This is a genomic window from Zoogloea sp. (genome assembly GCF_041911615.1).
Lineage (GTDB): Bacteria > Pseudomonadota > Gammaproteobacteria > Burkholderiales > Rhodocyclaceae > Zoogloea.
In genome coordinates this window covers 1-15,436 of the sequence record NZ_JAYROR010000070.1, presented here as the reverse complement: position 1 = coordinate 15,436, position 15,436 = coordinate 1, and the positions used below count along the sequence as shown (strand labels likewise).

The 15,436-nt window shown below is 69.1% G+C and carries 15 protein-coding genes, 1 pseudogene and 1 riboswitch; of the genes and pseudogenes, 4 read left to right on the top strand and 12 right to left on the bottom strand.

The window, feature by feature from the left end:
• Positions 1–5: 5 nt before the first annotated feature.
• The 5 genes from ACE3P2_RS08140 to ACE3P2_RS08120 are packed head-to-tail and all read right to left on the bottom strand — an operon-like array spanning position 6 to position 5,470.
• Positions 6–464, bottom strand: coding sequence for a hypothetical protein (locus tag ACE3P2_RS08140; protein ID WP_374263209.1), 459 nt, complete (start codon positions 462–464; stop codon positions 6–8).
• Positions 457–1,797 (bottom strand): phosphatase PAP2/dual specificity phosphatase family protein, encoded by a 1,341-nt coding sequence (locus ACE3P2_RS08135; RefSeq protein ID WP_374263207.1) that lies wholly within the window; start codon positions 1,795–1,797, stop codon positions 457–459. Before ACE3P2_RS08135 ends, ACE3P2_RS08140 begins: the two co-directional genes overlap by 8 nt.
• Complete coding sequence (locus tag ACE3P2_RS08130; protein WP_374263204.1) at positions 1,794–3,545, bottom strand: bifunctional alpha/beta hydrolase/class I SAM-dependent methyltransferase; 1,752 nt, start codon at positions 3,543–3,545, stop codon at positions 1,794–1,796. Before ACE3P2_RS08130 ends, ACE3P2_RS08135 begins: the two co-directional genes overlap by 4 nt.
• A gap of 9 nt (positions 3,546–3,554) precedes the next feature.
• Positions 3,555–4,169 (bottom strand): CDP-alcohol phosphatidyltransferase family protein, encoded by a 615-nt coding sequence (locus tag ACE3P2_RS08125; RefSeq protein ID WP_374263202.1) that lies wholly within the window; start codon positions 4,167–4,169, stop codon positions 3,555–3,557.
• A gap of 53 nt (positions 4,170–4,222) precedes the next feature.
• Positions 4,223–5,470 (bottom strand): DUF805 domain-containing protein, encoded by a 1,248-nt coding sequence (locus tag ACE3P2_RS08120; protein ID WP_374263199.1) that lies wholly within the window; start codon positions 5,468–5,470, stop codon positions 4,223–4,225.
• A gap of 156 nt (positions 5,471–5,626) precedes the next feature.
• On the opposite strand from ACE3P2_RS08120, the gene ACE3P2_RS08115 reads away from it, so the two are divergent.
• The 3 genes from ACE3P2_RS08115 (at position 5,627) to ACE3P2_RS08105 (ending at position 10,325) form a co-directional block, all read left to right on the top strand.
• Positions 5,627–5,866 (top strand): oxidoreductase-like domain-containing protein, encoded by a 240-nt coding sequence (locus tag ACE3P2_RS08115; RefSeq protein WP_374263197.1) that lies wholly within the window; start codon positions 5,627–5,629, stop codon positions 5,864–5,866.
• A gap of 9 nt (positions 5,867–5,875) precedes the next feature.
• A riboswitch (S-adenosyl-L-homocysteine riboswitch) is annotated at positions 5,876–5,948 on the top strand.
• Between the two features lie 62 nt (positions 5,949–6,010).
• Positions 6,011–9,712, top strand: a complete 3,702-nt coding sequence (gene metH, locus ACE3P2_RS08110) for a methionine synthase (protein WP_374263195.1) — start codon at positions 6,011–6,013, stop codon at positions 9,710–9,712.
• Positions 9,713–9,743: 31 nt separating this feature from the next.
• A complete protein-coding gene (locus ACE3P2_RS08105) occupies positions 9,744–10,325 on the top strand; it encodes a GIY-YIG nuclease family protein (protein WP_374263192.1) in 582 nt (193 codons plus the stop codon).
• A 37-nt stretch (positions 10,326–10,362) separates the two neighbouring features.
• Here ACE3P2_RS08105 and ACE3P2_RS08100 read toward each other — a convergent pair whose 3' ends face one another.
• The 4 genes from ACE3P2_RS08100 to ACE3P2_RS08085 all read right to left on the bottom strand — a co-directional run bounded on the left by ACE3P2_RS08100 (position 10,363) and on the right by ACE3P2_RS08085 (position 12,681).
• Entirely contained in the window at positions 10,363–10,833 is a 471-nt protein-coding gene (locus ACE3P2_RS08100; RefSeq protein ID WP_374263189.1) for a hypothetical protein, read from the bottom strand.
• Positions 10,834–10,948: 115 nt separating this feature from the next.
• Positions 10,949–11,755, bottom strand: a complete 807-nt coding sequence (locus tag ACE3P2_RS08095) for a CbbQ/NirQ/NorQ/GpvN family protein (protein ID WP_374263186.1) — start codon at positions 11,753–11,755, stop codon at positions 10,949–10,951.
• A 55-nt stretch (positions 11,756–11,810) separates the two neighbouring features.
• A complete protein-coding gene (locus ACE3P2_RS08090) occupies positions 11,811–12,071 on the bottom strand; it encodes a cytochrome C oxidase subunit IV family protein (RefSeq protein WP_374263185.1) in 261 nt (86 codons plus the stop codon).
• 10 nt (positions 12,072–12,081) lie between these two features.
• Positions 12,082–12,681 (bottom strand): cytochrome c oxidase subunit 3 family protein, encoded by a 600-nt coding sequence (locus ACE3P2_RS08085; protein ID WP_374263182.1) that lies wholly within the window; start codon positions 12,679–12,681, stop codon positions 12,082–12,084.
• A gap of 150 nt (positions 12,682–12,831) precedes the next feature.
• On the opposite strand from ACE3P2_RS08085, the gene ACE3P2_RS08080 reads away from it, so the two are divergent.
• Positions 12,832–13,770, top strand: a complete 939-nt coding sequence (locus ACE3P2_RS08080) for a diguanylate cyclase domain-containing protein (RefSeq protein ID WP_374263180.1) — start codon at positions 12,832–12,834, stop codon at positions 13,768–13,770.
• A gap of 9 nt (positions 13,771–13,779) precedes the next feature.
• Here ACE3P2_RS08080 and ACE3P2_RS08075 read toward each other — a convergent pair whose 3' ends face one another.
• The 3 genes and pseudogenes from ACE3P2_RS08075 to ACE3P2_RS08065 form a co-directional block, all read right to left on the bottom strand.
• Positions 13,780–14,271: an isoprenylcysteine carboxylmethyltransferase family protein gene (locus ACE3P2_RS08075; RefSeq protein ID WP_374263177.1), complete on the bottom strand. Its 492-nt coding sequence runs from the start codon at positions 14,269–14,271 to the stop codon at positions 13,780–13,782.
• A gap of 4 nt (positions 14,272–14,275) precedes the next feature.
• A complete protein-coding gene (gene nudC / locus ACE3P2_RS08070) occupies positions 14,276–15,100 on the bottom strand; it encodes an NAD(+) diphosphatase (RefSeq protein WP_374263175.1) in 825 nt (274 codons plus the stop codon).
• A gap of 120 nt (positions 15,101–15,220) precedes the next feature.
• Positions 15,221–15,436: pseudogene (locus ACE3P2_RS08065) on the bottom strand (hypothetical protein); the annotation flags it as partial.

The following is a 15,436-nucleotide window of genomic DNA, read 5'->3' as shown; positions in this document are numbered from 1 at the left end:
CGGGTTCATCCGGTGGATAACAGACGCAGCACGATGGCGGCGATCAGGCCGGCCAGTTGCACCAGCAGCGCGGCGAGCTGGTGGCGCAGGAGCCGCAGGGCGCCGGCCGCCCGCTGCGCCACCGGACGGAGGCTGCCCGCGACGGCGCGCCCGGTCAACTGCGCGAGGGCCGCATCGAACGCCGCCAGATCGTCGCCGGGAGCAGCGCCGGGCTGCGCCCAGGTCGCGCCCCAGCGGGCGAACACGCGGGCGTCGAGCGCGCAGCGGAAGGCCAGATAGCGCTGAACCAGACCCGCCGCGGCACTGGCCCCCAGGCTGACGCCGGGTGCGTCGCCGATGCCGCCGAGCAGACCGCCGACGCTCACGAGGAGCAGCCCGAGGCTGAGCAGATCGAGCCCGCGGCCCTGACGCAGGAGATCGGCGGTCAGCGCCGCCATCGCCGCGTCGTAGCGGACGTCAGGCACCGCCGACGGTCTCCGGTGGCGGGCTCAGACGGGCCAGGGCCTGCCGCAGCGCAGGACCGACGACGACGCACGGCCGGGCCCGGCGCAGCAGCGCGACGGCTTCGTCGGCCGATGCGCAGCGGCCACTCACGATCAGCCACGCCGCCACCGCGCCGGCGCTGCGCGAGTAGCCCAGGGCGCAGGCCACCAGCAGCGGACCGCGCCGTCGCAGGTGCTCGATCTGCGCCGCGGCGTGTTCGAGCCGCCGGACCTCCGGCGTCACCAGATCAAGCCACGGCAGGCCGGCGTAGGCCCAGTCGCCACGCGGCGCGGGGAGTTCGGCGGTGAGGTCGACCAGCCCGCGGAAGTTGCCGTGCGCCATCGCGCGGGCATCCGGCAGGCGCCCCAGCCAGACGCCATCCACGACGGGATCGGGCTGAGGGTGACGACGCGTCCACAGGCGCGCATTGGCCCACGCGAGCAGGGTGTAAGGGGCCAGCAGCAGCGCCGCCCCCAGGCTGTGACGCCCGTCGTACTTCTGGAAACCGGCCGGACCGAGCAGGCCGTAGCACAGCGCCACCAGCAACAAGGCCAGCGCCAGCCAACCGAGCCACAGGCCGGCCCCGCCCACGGCGTAACCCAGCGCAGCGACAGCCAGCGCGGCTGTCAGGTAGCACGCAGCCAGGCGACGGCGCTGGGGTGAAGCGGTCAGCCGGGCGGCCACCCACGGCGCCGGCCCCGTCTCGGGCCACAGCCACAGGCACAGCAGGCCCGCCATCGCGCCGGTCGGCACGTCGACAAAATGATGCTGGTAGGTGGTGAGCACCGACATCGCGATCAGCAGCGCCCAGACGTGCACCACCAAGGCGCCCGCGCCACGGGCCGCACCGGCGAAACGCGCCCACAGGATCACCAGCAGGCTGATGTGCAGCGACGGCGCCTGGTTGTAGGGCTTGTCGAAGCCCGCCAGCGCATCGAAGAGTGCGCCGAACAAGCCATCGGTTTCGGGCCGGACAAAGCTGTAACGCAACGGGAACAGCACGAAGCAGGCCACCGACACGAGCTGGGCGGTGAGCAGACGCAGGGCGTGCAGGTCCACCGCACGCGGGGTTCGGCAGAGCAGAAAGGACAAGCCGTAAAGCAGATCGATGGACCAGTAGGGCAGGATCGTCCAGGGCACGAAGGGAATGCGCCGTTCCCAGTCGAACACCACCGCGGCATCCACCTGCCCGCGCGCCGCCAGGCTGTTGGCGAAGCCGTAGCTGAGGAAGAAGAACGGCCCCAGGAACAGCAGCCAGGCCACGCTGCGTTGCCACGGAACCGGGGCGGCACGGGCCAGGCGGGACGAAGTCATGGACGCCGCCGGGCCAGCGAGACGGTGAAGATCCCCCACTCGTCGATACGCTGTGCGCATTTCTCGAAGCCGGCCTCGGCGACGAGCTGATCCATCTCGGCCTGACTGCGCCGACGCATCACCCAAGCCTGTCCGCCCCGGTGGCTGGTGAGCGCGCGGGCGATCAGTTCGAGCTGGGGGTGCCAGGGCTGACCGGTGTAGAGCAGGAAGCCACCGGGCGCGACCGCATCCGCCATGCCGGCCAGGGAGCGACGCACCAGGTCGTTGTCCGGGAACAGCTCGTAGAGGCCCGACACGATGCCGACGGTCGGGCGCGGCGTCACGCCCGCGACCGCCGCCCGGTCGAAGGCGTCGCCCTGCTCGAAGCGGGCGATGTGGGTCAGGCCCTTTTCGCGGATCAGCGCGGCGCCGTCCTGCACGTTGAGCGCGGAGAAATCCCGCAGCAAGACCGATTCCGGCAGGCGCGCGGCGCCGGCGAGCGCCTCGAGCACGTAGCGCCCGTGGCCGGCGGCGATGTCGAGCACCCGCAGCGGCAGCCCCTCGGCGTCGAGGTGGGCCAGCGCCAGACGCAGCAGTTCCTCGAGGTGCAGCTTGCGCTGACGAATGCCACGCCAGCCAATGGCATCGAGATAGTTGCGGTCGATGATGCGGCCGAGCGGTCCGCGGCCGCTGGCGGTATTGCGATAGACGTAATCCAGGGTGCTACCGGAATCGAAGCCCGTGCGGTGACCGAGGGCCACCCCGTCGGACAGCAGGCCGCCCAGACGCAGGCTGGCGCGGTAAGCCGACCAGTACAGCCCGCGCGGGCTGAGGGGCGCGAGGGGTTGGGCCAGCGCATCGGCTTCGTCGCGGGTGGCGCCGTGGCGGTGGGCCTCGCACAGGTCCACCGACGCGGGCGGCGCGGCGAACTGACGCAGCACGAAATCGCGTATCCGGTCGATCGCGGACTTGCGATCCTTTTCGCCGAGGGTATCGTGGTAGAAACCGTCGAGGACGTGCTTTTCCTTGACCGCCGCCCCCAGCCGCGCGAAGAACGCGTGCTGCGGCGCGTGGTGGACGACCCAGTCGGCCCCCGAGACGAGCAGCTGGGTGGGCAGGGTGATGGCCTGGGCGTCGGCCACCACCCGCTCGGCGGCGTCGTAGAGACCGAGCAGGATGTTCACCGAGATCGCCCGGGCGATCAGCGGATCGGTGTCATAGCTCGCTTGACGCTGCGGATCGTGGGTCAGGAACTTCGACTTGACGTAGCTATTGACGAAGAAATTGCCCCGCAGCTTCTGCATCAACGCGAGCCCGGCCCGCGCGAAGGGAACGTAAAGCTTGACCTTGAAGGCCGGCGAGGCGAGCACCAGGCAGCGCACCGGGGGCGCGTAGTCGTGGGCCCAGGTGGCCACCAGCACCGCCCCGACGCTCTGGGCCAGCACCGCCATGTCGGCCTGGGCGATGGCGTAGCGGTCGCGGACGTGGTCGACGAAGGTCTGCACATCGCGCACCGAGGTACCGAAGCTCGGCGAATACCCCCGTTTGCCAGGGGACAGGCCATGCCCACGGGCATCCCAGGCGAAGAAGTCGAAATCGGGCAGATCGAGTTCGTCGACGAGGTGCGCCATGCGTCCGCCGTGCTCGTGACCGCGGTGGAACATGATCACCGCCCCGCGCCGGCTGCCCTGCGCGGGCCAGTGGCGGTAGCTCAGCGATACGCCGTCGTGGGTGGTGAAGAAATGCTGGGCGAAGGAGCGGGGTTTCACGGGGGGCCCTCAGGGACGCGGACGGGCCTGGGCAACCCCGGCACGGATTCGATTGACGATGTTTGCGAGCATCGCCAGCGCGGCGATCGGCAGGATCCACAGCGCCCATGCCGGCAGGCTGCCGGCCAGACCCAGCCACAGGCCGAGGGCGCCAAACAGGAAGGCACGGTCGCTCTTGCCCATCGGACCGGCGTACTGGCGCGGCGCACCGACCATCGGCCCGAGGGCGCCGGCCATCTCGGACACGACGGAGAGGAAGATCACCGCGCCGACGCTGCCCCAGCCGAAGGGCGCCACCCACACGAAGGGCAGATACAAGGCCGCATCGGACACCACGTCCGACAGTTCATTGAAATAGGCGCCGAGGGCCGACTGCTGGCCGAACTCCCGCGCCAGCATGCCATCGACCGCGTTGAAAGCCATGCGCAGAAACATCCAGACGGGCAGGAGCAGGAAGTGCCCGCTGGCCTGCGGGTCGAGGCACAGGGCGACGCCGAGGGCGATCGACACCGCCATCGCCAGCAGGGTGACCTGGTTCGCGGTGACACCCGCGGTGGCGAGACGCCGCACGAAAGGACGCAGCAATGCCTGGAAGCGGGGCTTCAGCTGATAGATACTGACCATAAAAACAGCCCTGCAACAAAAGCGGCGCAGGCTATGACAACCGTATCACCACGTCAACCGCGCCGACGCATGAGGTAGTGGCGCATGGTTGCCAGATCGGGATTGTTGGGCAGCAGCGTCCCGTTGACTTCGATGATCGGCGTGCCGGTCGCGTCCAGCGGCAGGCCGGCGCGGCGCATGGCCTTGTCGAGGCGTCCGGCGGCGGCCTCGTCGGTGTCCAGCACAAACTCGGCGAAGTGCACGCCGAGGCGTTCGAAGGTCTGGCGCTTTTCGGCGCAGAACTCGCAGGCGCTGAGGGAATACATGACGATCCGGTCGCGCCGGGCATCGTAACGGGCGCGGAAATCGGCCTCGGCATCCCCGCTCGCGGCGCCGTCGAGCGCGCTGCGGGCATGCTGGCGGGCAACCGGCGCGGCCAGGGGCAGCGCCACGAGAAAGGCCACCGCGGTGAGCGCGAAGGCGCGCCGCGAGACCCGGCTCGGACGCAGCGCCCCCCAGCGGTTCTCGCCGTCCTGGCCCGGCCACAGCCACAGCTTGAAGCTCACATACAAGCCGGCCAGCGGAACGAGCTGGGCGGCACCCATCCAGCCGCGCCAGCCCAGGTCGTGGCAGCGCTTCACGGTGACACGCAGCAGCAGGAAGCTCGCCAGCCCCAGCGCCACGAGCAGCGGCAGCGTGCCGTGCCGGCTGATCGCCGGCATCGCGGCCAGCATCAGCAGGGTGGCGGCGACCAGGTGGGTCTGCGCGAACAGGCCACGGCCACAGCGCCCGTCGAAATCGACGCCGAGCAGATTGACGTCCTGACGCCCGGAGAACTCGACCGACGAACCCTCGGCAGCCCACGCCCGGAGCGGCGCCTGGGCTGCCGTGCCGTGCGCCTGCTCGGCCTTGGCGCGCTCGGCGGCGAGAAAGCCGGGCATATTGACACCACACGCCTGGCACAGCGTGCGCCGCGGCTGCCTGGCACCGCAGGCGGGGCACAGCACGAGGTCTTCGGTCGCGACGGGCGACGACTCGGCCGGATCGTCGAAACTGACGGTGGTGATGTGCATGTCCAGCGGATCGGGCGGGAGCGGCGGATCGATGACGACCTGCAACCCGATGCCCTTCATGCGCAGCTGGTAGCGCTCGGCCTCGATGGCGCTGAGCCCCTTGCGCAAACCCACGCGCTGCCCCGAGAACACCCCGTCGATGGTCGCCGACGAGCACTTGAGCAGCGCCTGCAACTGACGGCGGGCGGCAACCCGGTCGTAGCCCGGGAGGGTTTCGCCAAAAAAGACGATATTGAATGCGGGTTCCAAGGCGGCGCTCCGGTCGTCGGCTTCGGGTCACCGAATTTTACGGATCAAGCCCGTCGCGGGCAATGACAACCGGGTCCAAGGTGCAGATTTTCGTGACATCCGCACTTTCGGCGCAGATGCGAAGGTGGTAAGAATGCGCCCCCGCCGGAGAAGCCCATGACCAGCACGCCCTTCGACCACCGCCCCGCCAACCTGCCCGAAGCCGAGGCGCAGATCGCCGCGATCCAGGCCTTGCTGACCGGCGCCGGACGCGCCCACCGCAAGCCGCCGCCCCCGCCCGAGGCCTGCTGCGGGCGCGGCTGCAACGGCTGCGTCTGGGAAGGCTACTACGCGGCCCTCGGGTGGTGGCGCGAGGACGCCCGCGCCCTGCTGGCGGATGCGCCGAAAGCCTTGTAAAATCCGTCGCTTGCCGAGGAGCGTTGCGACCTGCTAGATCAGCGGGCCAGGCTCGGCAACCGATCAACGGCGCTCACAAACCTTGCCAGGTTTGTCGCGCCGTTTTTCTATTGCGCGCCCCGGCCGATTTTTCAAGGAACCGCCATGCAGCCCGACCGTACCGCCGAACTCCAGAACCAACTGACCCACCGCATCCTGATCCTCGACGGCGCGATGGGCACGATGATCCAGCAGCACAAGCTGGGCGAGGCCGACTACCGGGGCGCGCGCTTCGCCGAGCATGGCAAGGACCTCAAGGGCAACAACGACCTGCTGGTGCTGACCCGCCCGGACGTGGTCGGCGGCATCCACCGGGCCTACCTCGAGGCCGGCGCCGACATCATCGAGACCTGCACCTTCAACGCCACCCGCGTGTCGCAGGCCGAATACGGCCTGGCCGAGGTGGCCTACGAACTCAACGTGGAAGGTGCCCGCCTGGTGCGTGCGCTGTGCGACGAATTCACCGCCGCCAACCCGGCCAAGCCGCGCTACTGCGCCGGCGTGCTCGGCCCCACCTCGCGCACCCTGTCGATCTCGCCGGACGTGAACGATCCGGGCTACCGCAACATCAGCTTCGACGCGCTGGTGGACGACTACTACGATTCAGCCAAGGGCCTGCTCGAAGGCGGCGCCGACATCCTGCTGATCGAAACCATCTTCGACACCCTCAACGCCAAAGCCGCGGTGTTCGCCGTCGAGAAGCTGTTCGCGGATCTGGGCAAGCGCGTGCCTGTGATGATCTCCGGCACCATCACCGACGCCTCCGGCCGCACCCTCTCGGGCCAGACCGCCGAGGCTTTCTGGAATTCGCTGTCCCACGCCCAGCCGATCAGCTTCGGCCTCAACTGCGCGCTGGGCGCGAAGGAACTGCGCCAGTACGTGGAGGAGCTCTCCAACGTCTGCGACACCTTCGTGTCGGCCCACCCCAACGCCGGCCTGCCCAACCCGCTGTCGCCCACCGGCTACGACGAGACGCCCGAACAGCTGGCGAGCGAGATCGTCGAGTGGGCGCGTTCGGGCCTGGTGAACATCGTCGGCGGCTGCTGCGGCACCTCGCCGGCGCACATCAGGGCGATCGCCGAGGCGGTCAGCCTGGTCACCCCGCGCAGCATTCCCCACGTCGAGAAGAAGCTGCGCCTGTCCGGCCTCGAGCCCTTCAACGTCGGCGCAGACTCCCTGTTCGTGAACGTCGGCGAGCGCACCAACGTCACCGGCTCGCGCGCCTTCGCGCGGATGATCCTCGAAGGCCGCTTCGACGACGCCCTGGCCGTGGCCCGCCAGCAGGTCGAGAACGGCGCCCAGGTCATCGACATCAACATGGACGAGGCGATGCTCGATTCCATGGCGGCGATGGAGAAGTTCCTCAAGCTCATCGCCTCCGAGCCGGACATCTCCCGCGTGCCGATCATGCTCGACTCGTCCAAGTGGAGCGTGATCGAGGCCGGCCTCAAGTGCATCCAGGGCAAGGGCGTGGTCAATTCCATCTCGATGAAGGAGGGCGAGGCCGAGTTCCTGCGTCAGGCGCGCCTGTGCCGCCAGTACGGCGCGGCGGTGATCGTGATGGCCTTCGACGAGAAGGGCCAGGCCGACACCTTCGCTCGCAAGACCGAGATCTGCCAGCGCGCCTACGATCTGCTGGTGGGTATCGGCTTCCCGCCCGAAGACATCATCTTCGACCCGAACATTTTCGCCATCGCCACCGGCATCGAGGAGCACGACAACTACGCCGTGGACTTCATCAACGCCGTGGCGTGGATCAAGGCCAACCTGCCCTACGCCAAGGTGAGCGGCGGCGTCTCCAACGTGAGCTTCAGCTTCCGCGGCAACGACCCGGTGCGCGAGGCGATCCACACCGTGTTCCTGTACCACGCCATCAAGGCCGGCATGAGCATGGGCATCGTCAATGCCGGCATGTTGGGCGTCTACGACGACCTGGCGCCGGAGCTGCGCGCGAAGGTCGAGGACGTGGTGCTCAACCGCCATCCGGGCGCCGGCGAGGCGCTGGTGGAGTTCGCGCAAACGGTGAAGGAAGGCAAGGCCAAGGACGCCGGGCCGGATCTTTCCTGGCGCGAGCAGCCGGTCGAGGCGCGCCTCAGTCACGCGCTGGTCAAGGGCATCACCGATTTCGTCGTCGCCGATACCGAGGAAGTGCGCGCCAAGCTGGCCGCCGAAGGCAAGCCGCCCCTCGCGGTGATCGAAGGCCCGCTGATGGCCGGCATGAACGTGGTGGGCGATCTCTTCGGCGCCGGCAAGATGTTCCTCCCGCAGGTGGTCAAGTCGGCCCGCGTGATGAAGCAGGCCGTGGCCCACCTGATCCCCTTCATCGAAGAAGAAAAGGCCCGCACCGGCGCCAGCAGCAAGGGCAAGATCGTCATCGCCACCGTGAAGGGCGACGTGCACGACATCGGCAAGAACATCGTCGGCGTGGTGCTCGGCTGCAACGGCTACGACATCGTCGACCTGGGCGTGATGGTGCCCTGCGACAAGATCCTCGCCGCCGCCCGCGAGCATGGCGCCCAGGCCATCGGCCTGTCGGGCCTCATCACCCCGTCGCTCGAGGAGATGAGCCACGTGGCAGCCGAGATGAAGCGCCAGGGCTTCGGCGTGCCGCTGCTGATCGGCGGCGCCACCACCAGCCGCGCCCACACCGCCATCAAGATCGCCCCGCACTACGACCAGCCGGTGATCTACGTCCCCGACGCCAGCCGCGCCGTGGGCGTGGTCACCAGCCTGCTCTCCGCCGAGCAGAGCGCCGGCTACGCCGCCGAAGTGGCCGCCGACTACGAGAAGATCCGCGCCCAGCACGCCGGCAAGAAGGGCGTCACCCTGGTCAAGCTCGAGGCGGCCCGCGCCAACGCGTTCCAGTGGAACGGCGACCCGGCTTACACGCCGGTCAAGCCCGCCCAGCTGGGCATCCAGGCTTTCGACATCGACCTCGCCGAGCTGGTCGACTTCATCGACTGGGGCCCGTTCTTCCAGACCTGGGACCTGGCCGGCAGCTACCCCAAGATCCTCGACGACGAGATCGTCGGCGAGACCGCCCGCGAACTCAAATCCGACGCCGAGGTGATGCTCGCCCGCATGGTCGCCGAGCAGGACACCAACCCGTGGATCAAAGCCCGCGGCGTGATCGGCCTGTTCCCCGCCAACGCGGTGGGTGACGACATCGAGTTCTACGCCGACGAATCCCGCACCGACGTGAAGATGACCTGGCACGGCCTGCGCCAGCAGCACGAACGCCCGGCCGGCAAGCCCAACTACTGCCTGGCGGATTTCGTGGCCCGCAAGGAAAGCGGCGTAGCCGACTACGTGGGCGCCTTCGCGGTGACCGCCGGCCTCGGCATCGAGGGCCGTCTCGCCGCCTACGAGCGCACCCATGACGACTACCACGCGATCATGCTCAAGGCGCTCGCCGACCGCTTCGCCGAAGCCGCCGCCGAATGGCTGCACACCCGCGTGCGCAAGGCGTTCTGGGGCTACTCGCCGGCCGAAACCTTCACCAACGAAGAGCTCATCAAGGAAGCCTACCAGGGCATCCGTCCGGCGCCCGGCTACCCGGCCTGCCCGGACCACACCGTCAAGGGCGACCTCTTCAAGCTGCTCGACGTGCCCGCCCACACCGGCATGGGCCTCACCGAGAGCTTCGCGATGACGCCCGCCGCGGCGGTCTCCGGCTTCTACTTCGCCCATCCGGACAGCCACTACTTCGCGGTCAGCAAGATCGGGCGGGATCAGCTGGAGGATTGGGCGCAGCGCACCGGGATGACGGTGGCCGAGGCGGAGCGCTGGCTGGCGCCGCTGCTGTAAGCGATCGACCAGGGGCCGAGGGGATTCGACCATGAGCACGGATACGTCGTACTACGTCTATGCCCTGAAAGACCCCCGGCAGTCGCCGGCCCTGCCGTTCTACATCGGCAAGGGCACCGGCACGCGCGCCCACGACCACCTGGTCAATCCTGACGACTCGCCCAAGGGGCGGCGGATTCGGGAGATCGAAGCCGCCGGGGCCAAGGTGCTCGTGGTCAGGCTCGTGGATGCGCTGACCGAGGCGCAGGCGCTCAGAATCGAGGCCGAACTGATCGCCGCCTTCGGGACGATCGAAACCGGCGGCTCACTGACGAACGCCGTCATGCCGTCGGGGCTTGCCCGGAAGGCCCGTGCGGCGGTGATTGTCCCCACGGGCGTCCGCGAAAAGGCCCAGATCGGCCTGGCGCTGCTGAAGGATGCGGTGCTCGAGCTGGCAAAGGCCAACCCCCAGGGGATTTCCAACTCAGACGCCGCCAGTCTGCTGGGTTTGCGCAGCGACTATGGCGGGGGCTCGAAGGACTATCTCTCGTACAGCATCATCGGACTGCTGATGCGCGACGGTAAGCTGGCGCGCACCCCGACGGGCCGGAAGCACGTGGCGCAGGTGGACTGATGTTCGCTCCGGCGCCCATCGCCGGGATGGGCCGGTCTCAACCGGGCGTTTTGGTCGGCGCTTCCAGCGTCTTGCCTTCGGGCAGCAGCGTTTCCAGGTAGCGTCGGCAATCGGCGCTGGCCTGACCGTAACCCACCGCAGTGTGCATCGCCGCCAGCAGATCGAGGGCCGCGGGCTGGCCGTGGCCTTCGGCGAGGGCCGACAGGTTGTTGAGCGCGGCGATGTACATGCGCTGGCGGATCGCCGCGTCCCGACAGGCGGCGGCGGGGCCTTCCGGCGACTCGCCGAAGACTTTTTCCACCCGCAGGATCAGCGCGTCGCTGTCCCGTTCAGCGGCCATCCGTGCCGCCTGGGGCTTCTTGAACCACAGCCGGGTTGCGTCGATGGGCTTGACGATCTCGCCGTAAAGGGCGCGCAGCGGCTTGAGGCCAAGGGGCTTCACGAGCGCGGGCGCGGTGTCGGCCGCCGTCGCGGCGGCGGCGGCGATCGACAGCAGGGCAAGGGACAAGCAGCGTTTCATCATCGTCGAGCGCGGGTGGAGGGGGCGCAAGCCTACCGCCTCGGAGCCCGTCGCAAAAGGGCTTCCGCCACATTCAAACCACAAAGAGCGTTGCCGCCCGCACTTACCGGCCGAAGGTCGCCCGCACCACTTCGAGCAACGCGTCGGCCACGTCGGCGTCGTCGGTGAGGCTCTCGACGAGCGCCGAGCGGCAGGCTTCGATGGGGTCGAGGCCAACCTTCACCAGCTTGGCTGCGTACACCAGCAGGCGGGTGGAGACGACTTCCTCGAGATCCACGTCCTTCAGACTGCGCAGGCGGGCGGCGATGGAGACGAGCTGCCTGGCCAGCATCGGGTCGCAGGCGGCTTCGCCGAGGAGGATGGCTTCCTCCCGCGCGGCGTTGGGGAAATCGAAGCGCAGGCTGATGAAACGCTGCCGGGTCGACGGCTTGAGACCCTTGAGAAAGTTCTGGTAGCCGGGGTTGTACGACATCACCAGCATGAAGTTGTCGGGCGCATTGAGCAGTTCGCCGGTGCGCTCGATGGGCAGCACGCGGCGGTCGTCGGCCAGCGGGTGGATCACCACGGTGGTGTCGCGGCGGGCCTCGACCACTTCGTCGAGATAGCAGATGCCGCCTTCACGCACCGCGCGGGTCAGCGGGCCGTCGCACCACACGGTCTGGCCGTCGCCCAGCAGGTGGCGGCCCACCAGATCGGCGGCGGTGAGGTCGTCGTGGCAGGCCACGGTGTACAGCGGCAGGCCGAGGCGGGCCGCCATGTGGGCGACGAAACGGGTCTTGCCGACGCCAGTGGGGCCCTTGATGAGCAGCGGCAGGCGGTTCTTCCAGGCGTGCTCGAAGATGTCGAGTTCGTTGCCGGAGGCTTCGTAGAAGGGAATCTGAGTGGCCATGGTGGTCCGGGGAGCGTTCATCCCCGTGCCGCCGGAAGGCCCGGAGAGGCCGAACGGCACGGAGCGTGGGAGGGGGTCATTTGAGGGCGATCCAGTAGGCGATGGCGATCAACGCCGAGACCAGCAGCAGCCAGCCCAGCAGCAGGCCGCGCCAGAAGAATTTGACCCCGCGCAGGCCCATGAAGTCCAGCACCACGAGGCGCCCCTTGACGAAACCGATCGCCAGCAGCGCGGCCATCGCCGTCGGGCCGGCCACGCCCCGTTCACCGATCTCGAAGGTGGCGACGGTGGCCAGCAGCAGCACGACCAGCACGAAGTTAAGATGTCGGGAGTTCATGTCCGGACCCTCAGCGCATCACGTAGACCAGCGGGAACAGCACGATCCAAACCAGATCGACCATGTGCCAGTAGGCGGCGCCGCTCTCGATACCGTTCATGTTGTGGGGGCCGTAGTCGCCGCTGCGGGTCTTCCACCACAGGGCGACGAGGATCACCAGCCCGAGGATCACGTGCATGAAGTGGAAGAAGGTGAGCGACAGGTAAAACATGTAGAAGGTGTTGGTGGACAGGTTGATGCCCGCCCCGAACTTGGCCGCGTATTCGAAGCCCTTCACCACCAGAAAACCGCCACCGCAGAGGATGCCGCCCGCCAGCCAGCGGGCACCGGTGGCCGAACGGGCGCGCCCGGTGGCCTCGACGGCGCGGGCCACGCACCAGCTCGCGGTGATCAGCAGCGCGGTATTCACGGCGCCGGCGGACCGGTCGAGGGTTGCCTGCATGGTGTTGAACAGCGCGACGTTGTGCGCCCGTGCAAAGGCGTAGGCGGCGAAGAAGACGCCGAAGGCGAGCAGCTCGGCGAGGATGAAGAACCAGATCGCCAGATCGCCGGGCGGCGCGGCGGCCGGGCCGGCGTGCGGGGGAACGGAGGTTTCGGCTGGGCTGTGCATGGGGCGAGTTTCGCCGCGCCGGCGCGGCCCGCGCCTTGATCTGGCCCAAGTGTTGGATCATTTCGGAAAACCCTAGGGCCTCTCAACTTCCGGGGCCGCCGCGCGATAATATGACTTTAGTCGTAGCCTTCGACGCACGGGGAGCGGGACATGCGCATATTGCTGGTCGATGACTCACGGTCGGTCACCGCCATGATCGGCGCACGACTCGTCGAACTCGGCTATCGCCTGGTCGTCGCCGAGAACGGCAAGGTGGCGGTCGAACGCTTCCAGGAGACCTCTCCCGACCTGGTGCTGATGGACATCGAGATGCCGGTCATGAACGGCTTCGAGGCGGCCCAGCGGATTCGCGCCGTCGAGGCCACCCAGCGCTGGGCATGGACGCCGGTGATCTTCCTGACCGGCTCCGATACGCCCGAGAACCTGGTCACCGCCATCGAGGCGGGCGGCGACGACTTCATCGCCAAATCCGCCCCGGAGGCCGTGCTGCAGGCCAAGATGAAGGCCATGACGCGGATCGCCGCGCTGCGGGCCCAGCTGTCCCGCGCCAACCTCAAGCTCGAGGCCCAGGCTAGCCAGGACGGCCTGACCGGGCTGTTCAACCGCCGCTACATGGACCAGCACCTGGACCGCCTGTGGGACGACGCCAGCAAGAGCGGCGCACCGTTCGGACTGCTGATGGTGGACGTGGACAACTTCAAGCGCTTCAACGACCACTACGGCCACCTGGCCGGCGACGACTGCCTGCGGGCGATCGCCGGGGTCCTCGCGCAGATCGCCGACAAGGCCAATCTCGCCGGCATCGCCCGCGACGCCATCGCGGCCCGCTACGGGGGCGAGGAATTTGCGTTGCTGCTGCCCCGCTGCACCCAGGAAGGCCTCGCCGCCGTGGCCCGGCGGGTGGTCGAAGGCGTGCATGGGTTGAGCATTCCCCACTCCGCCAACGAGGCCTGGGGCGTGGTCACCCTGTCGGTGGGCGGGGCCCACCTGCCCCGGGCGGACGGCAAGCTCGGACCGCTGTTCCGCGATGCCGACGCACGGCTCTACCGGGCCAAGACCTGCGGCCGCAACCGCGCCGAGCTGGGCTGAGGCCGCCGCTCAGTAGATGAAGGGCAGCAGCTTGCGCACCCGGCGGCGGTAATCTGCATAGGCCGGAAAGCGCGCCAGCAGCCAGCGCTCCTCGCGCCGCGACTTGATGTCGAAGAACACCAGCAGCAGCACCGCCCACAGCAGCGTCAGCCAGCCCTGCTGAAGCAGCGCCCAGCCGAAGCCACCGAGGATCAGGCCGCTGTAGATCGGGTGGCGCACCCAGGCGTAGGGGCCACTGTCCACGAGCACGCCGTCGTCCTTGGGGTGGGGCAGCGGGGTGAGGTTGCGCCCCAGGCGCAGCACCGCGGCCAGCGCCAGCACGGCCCCCAGCACCAGCAGCGCACGGCCGGCCCAGGTCGCCGGGCCGACCAGCCCCGCCGGCCAGGCCGGCAGCGCCCCGGTGCTGCGCGGGCCAACCGCCAGCAATCCCAGGAGGGCGCCCTGCGCCACCACGTACCATTCGCCGCGGGCGCCCTTCCACCACGGAGTCGGCGTGTTCATCGGCTCAGGCCGGCTCGGGCCAGTCGCGCCCATGGCGCTGGCAGAAGTCGCGGATCAGCCAGTACGACAGGGTTGACGGGAAGCGGAAGGTTTGCGGCAGGCGGTCCACGTGGAAGAAGGCCGCGTCCTCGATCTCGTCGGGGGCACAGACGATCTCGCCGCCGTCGTAGGTCGCCTGGTAACCGAGCATCAGCGAATGGGGAAACGGCCACGGCTGGCTGGCGAAATAGCGCAGATCGCGGATGGCGAGCCCGGTTTCCTCGAAGATTTCCCGGTGGGCCGCGTCCTCGGCGCTTTCGCCGGCATCCACGAAACCCGCCAGCACGCTGTAGATGCCCGGCGGAAAGTGATGGGAGCGGCCGAGCAGGATCTCCTCGCCCCGCTCGACGGCGACGATCACCACCGGCGAGACGCGCGGGAAATGCTCGCGCCGGCAGGCGTCGTTGGTGCAGTGGCGCACGATGGCCGCCGCGCGCTGCTCGGTGGGCGCGCCGCAACTGCCGCAGAAACGGTGGCTGCGGTCCCATTCGAGCACTTCGAGGGCCCGCGACAGGGCGTTGCGGGCACGCCCGGCGAGGCTGTCGTAGAGCCGCTTCGGATCGCCGAAGAAAACGCCGAACGGCGCCTCGGGCGGCAGTGCCACGGCGTAGCAGGGCTGGCCGTCGAGTTCGCCGACGGCCAGCACCGGCAGCGGATCGAGTTCGAACAGCGGGCAGGCGCCGAAGGGCAGCCCACCGTCGGGGCCGAGCAGGATTTCGCGCCCGCGCTGGACGATCCACCAGCCGCGGGTGGTGGCGAGTTGCCAGGTGTCGAAGGGAGTCGATGTCATCGGACATTCCGGATAGGCGGAGCGCCCGATTGTAGGCGCAGCGCGCCAGCCCGGTAAATCGCCGGCTGACGCGCCCCCCGGGCGACACCCGGCGGGCCGCGTCAGCGCCGGCACCGGCGATCAGGGCAGACCGAGCGCAGCACGAATCCGGGCCGTATCGCGAAGGTAATCCACCCCGTCGAGCCGCCCGTCGCTCAGGCGCAGCAGGGTGACCGCGCCGCGCTCGCGGGGCAGCTCGGCGAGGCTGGCGGCATCGCGCGCGAGCCCCACGCGGCACGGCAGCGCGCGCAGCGCCGGCAGGGCGAACAGCCGGGTCACCAGGGCGGGCATCGCGCT

Coding starts and splice junctions, on each gene's coding strand:
- ACE3P2_RS08135 (WP_374263207.1), bottom strand. CDS start 1,797: ATGACTTCGTCCCGCCTGGCCCGTGCCGCCCCGGTTCCGTGGCAACGC.
- ACE3P2_RS08125 (WP_374263202.1), bottom strand. CDS start 4,169: ATGGTCAGTATCTATCAGCTGAAGCCCCGCTTCCAGGCATTGCTGCGT.
- ACE3P2_RS08115 (WP_374263197.1), top strand. CDS start 5,627: ATGACCAGCACGCCCTTCGACCACCGCCCCGCCAACCTGCCCGAAGCC.
- metH (WP_374263195.1), top strand. CDS start 6,011: ATGCAGCCCGACCGTACCGCCGAACTCCAGAACCAACTGACCCACCGC.
- ACE3P2_RS08105 (WP_374263192.1), top strand. CDS start 9,744: ATGAGCACGGATACGTCGTACTACGTCTATGCCCTGAAAGACCCCCGG.
- ACE3P2_RS08095 (WP_374263186.1), bottom strand. CDS start 11,755: ATGAACGCTCCCCGGACCACCATGGCCACTCAGATTCCCTTCTACGAA.
- ACE3P2_RS08090 (WP_374263185.1), bottom strand. CDS start 12,071: ATGAACTCCCGACATCTTAACTTCGTGCTGGTCGTGCTGCTGCTGGCC.
- ACE3P2_RS08085 (WP_374263182.1), bottom strand. CDS start 12,681: ATGCACAGCCCAGCCGAAACCTCCGTTCCCCCGCACGCCGGCCCGGCC.
- ACE3P2_RS08080 (WP_374263180.1), top strand. CDS start 12,832: ATGCGCATATTGCTGGTCGATGACTCACGGTCGGTCACCGCCATGATC.
- ACE3P2_RS08075 (WP_374263177.1), bottom strand. CDS start 14,271: ATGAACACGCCGACTCCGTGGTGGAAGGGCGCCCGCGGCGAATGGTAC.
- nudC (WP_374263175.1), bottom strand. CDS start 15,100: ATGACATCGACTCCCTTCGACACCTGGCAACTCGCCACCACCCGCGGC.